Raw genomic sequence first — 7,924 nt, forward strand, 5'->3', positions numbered from 1 at the left:
CCATCCTGCCCACCGAGGAGGCGGCACTGGTCGAGTTCTTCCGCGGCATGCGCGGCGCGATCCATGTGGCCTTCGAGGAGGGAACCCAGGCGCAGTGGCTGCACGATCTGCTGGCCCCGGTGGTCGACCGCGTCGTCGTGTGCGATCGGCGGGGGCAGGCCCGGCAGGGGAACAAGGGGGACGCCAGCCTGGCCTACGTAAGGGAAGTCTCCTGCCGCAGCCGCTTCAGGAGCTGGATCTGGCCCGCGTGGTAGAGGTCGTGGGCGGCAGCGCCGTACATCAGGGTGAGGTTAGGAAAGCGTGAGCCGCGGGACTTCTCGTCGAGCCGGTGGGCGGGGAAGTTGGCAATGGTGTCGCGCAGCTCCTGGTGCTGCTGCACGAGCAGGCGCACGTCCTGCCGCCAGGTCGCCTCATCCAGTGGGTCCGGCAGACGTGGCCAGTTGCTGCCCGGCCGGGGGAAGGAGCCCTTGGGGTCGCCGCGCAGGCGGCGGCGCACGGCGTACTTCCAGTAGCTGGCGTGCAGTGCGATCTCCCAGATGTTGTGGCGCCCGTTGGCGGGCCGCCAGGCGGCCTGCTGCGCACTGACCCGGCGCAGCGCGCCGCGGAGCGTGGGGCCGTGCCAGGCCTGGCGGTCGAAGGCCTCGTCCAGGAAGCGGAGCAGCAGGCGGATCTCGGGAGAGGGAGCGGTCATTCGAAGCCTGGGAGTGGCGATTGAGCCCAGTTCATGGAAATGACCGCCTTCTTAACCGTGCAGGTGCACGAGGACGTGCACGAGTACGAAGGGTTGCGGGCCTAACGAGCTACTTGAGTACGCGTTCGAGATATTTCCCCTGGGTGGGGTCGACGCGCAGCGTATCCCCCTCATTGACAAAGGCCGGGACCTGCACGGTCACGCCGTTCTCGAGCCTGGCCGGCTTGGTCATGGCGGTCTGGGTCGCGCCCCGCATGGCCGGGTCCGTCTCGATGACCTTGAGCTCGAGCGAGGAGGGGAGCTCGATGCCGATGGGCCGTGCCTCGTAGAACTCGGCCAGGATCAGCATGTTGGGGGTGAGCCACTGGGCCGAGTCGCCCAGCGTCTCAGCATCCAGTTCGAGCATCTCGAAGTTCTCGGTGTTCATGAAGTGGTAGTGGTGGCCGTCGCTGTACAGGTACTGCAGTTCGTGGGTGGCGAGGGCGGCCTTCTCGACCGTGTCCGCGGCGCGGAACCGGTGCTCGAATGCGGCGCCGGTGCGCAGGTTGCGCATCTTGGTCTGCACCATGGCGCGCAGGTTCCCGGGTGTGTGGTGGCGGAAATCGACGACGCGGCAGGGATCGCCGTTGAAGACGATCACGGTGCCACGGCGGATCTGGGTGGCGGGCATCGGCATACGGCCGCGACTCCTCCGGTTCGGTAGGCTGGTGGTCGAATTCGCAAGTTCGGTCGGCTGCGGCCGCCCACACATCTCCGCTGGCAGCGCCCGCGACAACCTCAAACCTTATACACTGGCGCCAGTCACCGTTCCAGGCAACCCCGTGCTCAGGTCCAGGGCCCACCAGGCCAGGGGCGGCAGTGGGAGCACGGGGTTCAGCGACGCGGGAAGGTTCAGTCTGAGGCTGGGGAGCCAGCTTCCTGGCGGGCGGCGAGCCAGTCGAGCAGGCGGGGCCAGATTTCCTCGCGGGCTTCGCGGCTGACGACGAGTCCCGCATGGCCGTAATCGGTGGCGAAGCCGGTGCGTCGGCCGCAGAGCAGGAAGCTCTTGTCCGGGGAGCCAACGAGGTCAAAGAGAGCCTGGCAGGCTGGGGGCGGCGCCCAGAGGTGGTCGCCGGCGCCGGCGACTGCGAGGAGGGGCAGTCGGAGCTGGGCGAGCCCTGCGCTGTAGTCGGAGCCGTCATCACCGCGCCAGTGTCCGCCGATGTTCCACCCCATCCACTGGGCCATGACGCCGGGCAGTTCGTCCTCGGGCCCGAGTCCGAGGCGGCGGGCGGGGAACCGCCCGAGGAGGAGCGACGCCCGGCGGATGGAGCGGGCGAAGAGGCCGCGCCAGGGCTGGAGCCAGGGCGCGGGCGTGGCGATCGCGACCGCGCCTGCGAGCTGGTGGGCGAGAGCCGGTTCGGCAGCCAGAGCGGCGAGGGCGGCGGACCCGCCTGCCGAGTGGCCAATGAGAAAGGGCCGGCCGCCGGCGGCGGCGGCGGCGGCGAGGGCAGCGGGCACGTCCTGGCGCGCCCAGTCGTCGAAGTCCCATGGCTCTCCCCGGTCGGGGCGCTGGCTGGCGCCATGGCCCCGGGGATCGAGGGCCCAGGCCTCGAATCCGGCGGCTGCCAGGGCACGGGCGAAGCCGGTGCCGCGCGTGCCGATCCAGAAGGTATGATTCGAGAAGGTGCCCGGAATGAGGACCACGGGCGTGGCGCCGGCGGGGCCCATGCGGTGCACGGCGAGCCGCACCCCATCGGCGGCGTGCAGGAACTCGAGGCGGGCGGCGGGTGGCGCTTCCGGGATCATGCGGGCGTCAGCACGCGCACGCCGGCGGGCACGACTGCGGCTGTGACGGGGGTCTGGCCGGCGGGGTCGCCGTCGATCTGGACGGGGGCGGGCGGGTCGGCGTGCAGGACGATGTGACGGGCCTGGAAGTGCAGCAAGCGTCTGTCCTGCCCCACTCGCTGGCGGGCCGCCTGCCAGAGCACTGCGGGGAACTCGGCGAGGTGTGCGGGCGCGATGACCAGCACGTCCAGCAGCCCGTCCTGCCAGGAGCGGCAGCCGCGCGGCGCGAGGGGGAGGGTAAAGGGCAGGAAGGAGGCGAACAGCTCGCCTACATTGGCCACGATCACGCTCATGGCGCGCAGCTCGATATCGCGCCCGTCGAGGGTGAGCCGGAAGGTGAGCGGCGCCGCGTGGAGTGCCTCGCGCATGGCGGCATAGAGGTAGGCGGCGAACCCCCAGCGCTCCTTGAGCGGGCGGGAGGCAGCGGCCATGACGGCGGCGTCGTAGCCGGCGCCGACGGCCAGGGCGAAGGCGCGGCTGTCAATGCGGCCCAGATCCATGGCGGTCACGCGGCCGCGCAGCGCGACGTCGACGGCGCGTTCGAGGTCGAGGGGGATGCGCAGGTTGCGGGCGACCTGGTTGGCCGTGCCCCGAGGGATGATGGCCAGCGCCGTGTCGCTGCCGGCGAGCCCGGTGGCGACCTCGGCCAGGGTGCCGTCGCCGCCCACCATGCAGACGGCGCGGTACCCCGCTTGTGCGGCCTGTCGCGCCAGCTCGGCGGCATGGCCGGGGCGGCCGGTGTCGGCGATGTCGAAGGCGGCGCCCCGGGCGTGGAAGGCGGCGACGACGCGGCGGCGCAGCCGATCCGGCGCCTGGTGTCCGGCCGCGGGGTTGAGGATGACGAAGGTGCGGCCGGCGCAGGCGCCGGCCGCACTGGGGACTGCGGGGTGGTCCACCGGGCCGTGGGCGCGGGAGTCTACCCCTGCAGCTCGGGGCTGCGGGCCAGCTCCTGGAGGCGAGCGATGCGCTCTTCCGTGCTGGGATGGGTGCTGAAGAGGCGGATCAGCCCTGCCCCCCGCACGGCCGCCAGCGGGTTCACGATCGCGAGCTGCGCGGCAGCCGGGTTCACCTGCATGGGGATGCGGTGCGCGTACATCTCGAGGCTGCGCAGGGCGCCGGCCAGCGCCAGCGGCCGGCCGGAGATCTGGGCGCCCGTACGGTCCGCCTGGAACTCGTTCTGCCGGCTGATCGCGAACTGGATGATCATGGCAGCAATGGGCGCGACAATGGCCAGGGCCAGCAGGGCGAAGGGGTTGCCGCCGTCGTCGTCATGACCGCGGCCGAACCCGCCAAAAATGGCGCCCCACTTGACGATGCTGCCGATCATGGCCACGGCTCCCGCCATAGTCGCGGCAATCGTGCCTACCAGCATGTGGCGGTGCTTGACATGCGCCAGCTCGTGGGCGATCACGCCCTCGAGCTCCTCAGGGCCGATGAGGCGCAGGATACCCGCCGTGCAGCAGACCACGGCGCGTTCCGGGCTGCGGCCCGTAGCGAAGGCATTGGGCTGGTCGGAGGGCGCGATGGCCACGGTGGGCATGGGCAGCCCGGCGCGCTGCCGCAGCCGGTCCACCACCCGGTACAGCTCGGGCGCGTCCTCCGGTCCGATAATGCGCGCGCGGTACATGGCCAGGACGGCTTTGTCGCTCCACCAGTACATGGCGAAGTTCATGACGCCGGCGATGGCGAAGAACAGAACAGCGCCGCCCTGGCCGCCAATGGCGCCGCCCAGCACGACGAGCAGGGCGGTGAGCCCTGCCATGAGCAGAAAGACCTTGGTCCGTTCCATGGAACACTCCGGTGTTGGGAATTCGGGGGTAAGATACCCCAGGGGTGGCCGCGTGGTCCAGTTTCAGGGGGCTGGGCGGGCTGAGCTCGGGTTCGGGCTCCGGGGCTGCGCCCCTGGGCTCGGGCTGGGGCTCGGAATAGAGGCCGCTCGTTTATCTCGGGTGCGGAGCTGATCCTGGATCGCGAGCCCGAGCCCAGCGCAGCGGAGCCCAGCGCAGTGGAGCCCAGCGCAGTGGAGCCCGAGCCCGCGTCCCGCCTCCCGCGTGGAGGTTGGGAGGCAGGGGGTCAGTACCCCCAGTCGCGGAAGAGGAAGAAGCCGTAGACCTTGCGCAGCTCGAGGCCCTGTTCCAGGCCGAACGCGGGGTTGCGGGCGAAGCGGTCTTCGGCGAAGGCGGCGGCGGTCCAGGTGGGGTGGAAGCGCCATTCGAGCCGGACGCCCGGCTCGCTGTAGCGCTGGGCGTTGCCGATGCGCTGGGTGAAGGCGAGGAAGAGGTTCTGGCCGAGGTAGCGGCCCAACTCGACCTGGGCGCCGCCCAGCAGGCCGCTGACGGCGGAACCCTGTTGGGGCTCGCCCAGGTTGGTTTCCGCCGCAGTAATGGCCACGTAGTCGAGGCCGAAGCCCTGGGCGAAGGTCTCGAGGCCGCTGGCGGCGTAGCCCAGGAAGCTGGGCGCGACGGCGCGGAATACACCGATCCCGGCGAGGTCGAGGGCGCGGCTCTCACTGGCGGCGAGGAGGTAGGTGGGCCGGCCGAAGACGAGGTAGCTGGCCAGGTCGGACTCGCTGATGGGCGGCTCGGCATCGCTGGTCAGGGCGACGCGCGGGCTGCGCAGCGTGCCGGTCACCACGGCGCGGATGTCCAGGGGCTGGTCCTGCACGGTGCGGGCCCGGTAGCCGGCAGTGATGTCCAGGCTGGGATCGATCCCGGGCGTGCCGTCGAAGTCGACCGTGCCTTGGCGCACTTCGAAGCGGCGGCCGTACACCTGGTAGATGCCGCGGACGGCGCTGAGCGTGCCCCAGAGCCGGAGGTCCTCAGGCTGGCGGTCCTCCGCGCGGCGGTCATAGGCGACGGTGAGCTCGCCCGTCACCTCGACGTTCAGCCCGCGGCTGCGCAGCCAGAAATCCCGGCCCACGTCCAGCGACCCGGAGGCCACCAGGTTTTTCAGGAACGGGCTGGAACTGGCTGGCAGGATCTTGCGGAACGCGACCGCGGAGGTATCGACGACGTCGAAGAGGAGCGGACTGTCCAGCTCGACGATCTGGTACTGGCGCCAGAGCTCGTCGAGATAGAGGGCGCCGCGGTCAATGCGCAGGGCGGTGCGGACGCGCGGCCGGCGGTAGCTCCCCTGCAGGTGCAGCTCGCCGCTGGCAGCCAGCTCGACATCGCGGCGGCGCGCGGCCAGGAATTGGGAGCCGCGCAGCACGAGATCGAGCTCGGGATCCGAGAGCGGGCGGAACGTGACGGCGCCCTCGAGCGAGGCGCGCCCGCCGCGCCCTGACCACCGGCCTGCCTCGCCGGCGGCAGAGCTGGTCTCGTCGGTCCGCAGCTCGAGGTCCACCGCGACCTGGCGCGGGCCGACCACGCGGAAGCTGCCTTCCACGTTGCGGTAGGCCACGCCCGTGGGCTGCCAGAGCGCCGCGCCCTGCCGCAGCTCGAGCGCGCCGCCCAGGACCGGCTCACGGGTGGTGCCCCCAATCGTGAGCCGCCCAGCCACGCTGCCCTTCACATCGCGGAAAGCGGAGAGGAACGCGGCAGGCAGCGCGGCCGGCAGGGCGTCGGCCTGGATCACGAAATCCAGCGGCTCGGCCAGGCGCCGGTCGGGCACGGGTGCCAGGCTGAGGTCCAGCGGTATAGTGCCGCGGCCGCTGAGGACGGGGCTCGAGCCCTCCCGCAGCTCGAGCTGCGCCTCGAGGCGGCGTTCGCGGTAGCCCATGCTGCCCTCCACTCGCCCCAGAGCAATATCACCGTAGCGCAGGTCGGTAATGGCGAGCTTTCCTTCCAGGGTGGGGGCGGCCGGCGTGCCGCGCACGGTGATGTGGCCGGCGAGCATTCCGTCGGCGGCGGCGGCCGGGCGCGCGACGTGCAGGAATTCGGCGATCGGAACCTGCTCGAGGTCCACGCGGAAGTCGACATCCCGCTGGCGCCGGACGGGGGCGGCTGCAGGCGGCATCGATCCGCCCGCCCCGCCGCGCGGCTCGAGGTCCGTACGGCTGCGTGCCAGCGCCGCTTCCCAGGGGAGCGAACCGGAGACCCGCACGCGCCCGCTGCCGCCCGCCTCGAGCCGATCCGTGGCGCGGACCAGCTCGAGCCCCATCACGGCAATCCCCGCCGGGCCCGCCTGCACGGTGGCGGGGTGGGCGAGCTCCCAGCTCGCCGGTCCGGTGCGCAGCCCGAGCTCGCGCAGGCGGAACTCCGCCCGGCCCCCGGCGCGGTGGAAATCCGTGGCCAGACGGTAGGCTTGCTGGTCAGGCGCGTCGGCTTCTATTTCGAGTTGGCCGGCCGAGTCGCCGTACTGCGCCTCGAGGCGGGCGGCGAGGAGCGGCCGGTCATAGAGCGCGAGGGAATCGGAGCGCAGGCTGAGCCGCAGGCGCAGCGAATCGCTGCGCACAGCCGTGGCGCCGAGCTGGATGGTGGCGCGGCGTGCCCGGATGCGGTCGTAGACGAGGTGCTGGAGGCTAGCCTGGGCATGCACATCGAAGCCGGCCAGGCCGCCCTCGAGCCTGGCATGCAGGCGCAGGGCGCCGGCGAGGCGGGCAGCCTTTCCCTCGAGCGGCAGGCCTGCCGTATCGGCGAAGAAGAAGGAGCGGAGCGCGCCCAGCGAGTCCGCGTCCAGCTCGAGGTCGAGCTCGCCTCGCCGCTCCGCGACCAGGCCGAGCTGTCCGCGGGCGAACAGCCGGCCGGCATCGCTTTCCAGGGCGAACGTGTCCACGCGGGCTGCGCCCTCGGCAATGGTCAGGGCGAGGACCCCGTCGCTCACGTCCAGGTCCCGGACGCGGCCGCGCTCGAGGCTCGCCTTCAGCACCCCACGGGCCCGGCTGGCCTCTGTGCCCGCGCCTTCCAGGAAGAAGCGCCCCGTGATCGTGGTCGCGGGCAGGCCCTTCGCGACACGGTCGAGGAGGAAATCGGTGACGCTGCCGGCCGCGCGGTAGTGCGGCTCGGGCCGGGCGAGATCGAGGCGGGCCTCGAGCACCACGGGGCCGCCGGGCGTGGCCACCTCCGCCTTGACGGCCAGGTCGTGGAGCGGCCCCTGGATGGTGACGGGCCCGTGCAATTCGCCGGTGACCCGACCGAGTTGGGGGAAGATGGCGGCGAGGGCATCCAGCGCCAGCGGACGAGCGTCGAAGCGGGCGTCCACGGTGCGGTCAGCGCCCCACTGGAGTGCACCGCGGCCTTCGAGCTGAGACGCGGGCGCGCCGGCGCGCTGGTGCTCGAGTGCGGCGGCGAAGCGCAGGCTTTGATCGAGTCGCCCCGTCGCCTCGATGCGGCCCGTGATGCTGCCGCCCAGGCGGAGCTCGGGCCGCAGTGCGGCGAAGAGGGCCAGATCCAGCTTGCGCAGCTCGGCGCGCAGCCCCTGCACAGCGAAGGGGGGCCGCAGGTCCACGGTTCCGCTCCAGCTCAG

The 7,924-nt window shown here is 72.0% G+C and carries 7 protein-coding genes; 1 reads left to right on the plus strand and 6 read right to left on the minus strand.

What is annotated here, in order from left to right:
- On the plus strand, window positions 1-254 hold a 254-nt coding region (locus HY703_12970; protein MBI4546104.1), incomplete at its 5' end, for a hypothetical protein.
- Here the strand turns inward: HY703_12970 and HY703_12975 are convergent.
- The 6 genes from HY703_12975 to HY703_13000 all read right to left on the minus strand — a co-directional run bounded on the left by HY703_12975 (window position 194) and on the right by HY703_13000 (window position 7,906).
- On the minus strand, window positions 194-691 hold the full coding sequence (locus HY703_12975; protein MBI4546105.1) for a DinB family protein: 498 nt from the start codon (window positions 689-691) through the stop codon (window positions 194-196). The genes HY703_12970 and HY703_12975 overlap by 61 nt on opposite strands.
- Window positions 692-800: 109 nt before the next feature.
- Window positions 801-1,367, minus strand: a complete 567-nt coding sequence (gene efp, locus HY703_12980) for an elongation factor P (protein ID MBI4546106.1) — start codon at window positions 1,365-1,367, stop codon at window positions 801-803.
- 215 nt (window positions 1,368-1,582) lie between these two features.
- On the minus strand, window positions 1,583-2,479 hold the full coding sequence (locus tag HY703_12985; protein MBI4546107.1) for an alpha/beta fold hydrolase: 897 nt from the start codon (window positions 2,477-2,479) through the stop codon (window positions 1,583-1,585).
- A complete protein-coding gene (locus tag HY703_12990; protein ID MBI4546108.1) occupies window positions 2,476-3,414 on the minus strand; it encodes a diacylglycerol kinase family lipid kinase in 939 nt (312 codons plus the stop codon). Before HY703_12990 ends, HY703_12985 begins: the two co-directional genes overlap by 4 nt.
- Window positions 3,415-3,434: 20 nt before the next feature.
- Window positions 3,435-4,307, minus strand: coding sequence for a zinc metalloprotease HtpX (locus tag HY703_12995; GenBank protein MBI4546109.1), 873 nt, complete (start codon window positions 4,305-4,307; stop codon window positions 3,435-3,437).
- Between the two features lie 284 nt (window positions 4,308-4,591).
- A complete protein-coding gene (locus HY703_13000; GenBank protein MBI4546110.1) occupies window positions 4,592-7,906 on the minus strand; it encodes a translocation/assembly module TamB in 3,315 nt (1,104 codons plus the stop codon).
- Between the last annotated feature and the right edge of the window lie 18 nt (window positions 7,907-7,924).

This window comes from Gemmatimonadota bacterium (assembly GCA_016209965.1).
In the GTDB taxonomy this organism is placed as follows: Bacteria; Gemmatimonadota; Gemmatimonadetes; order Longimicrobiales; family RSA9; genus JACQVE01.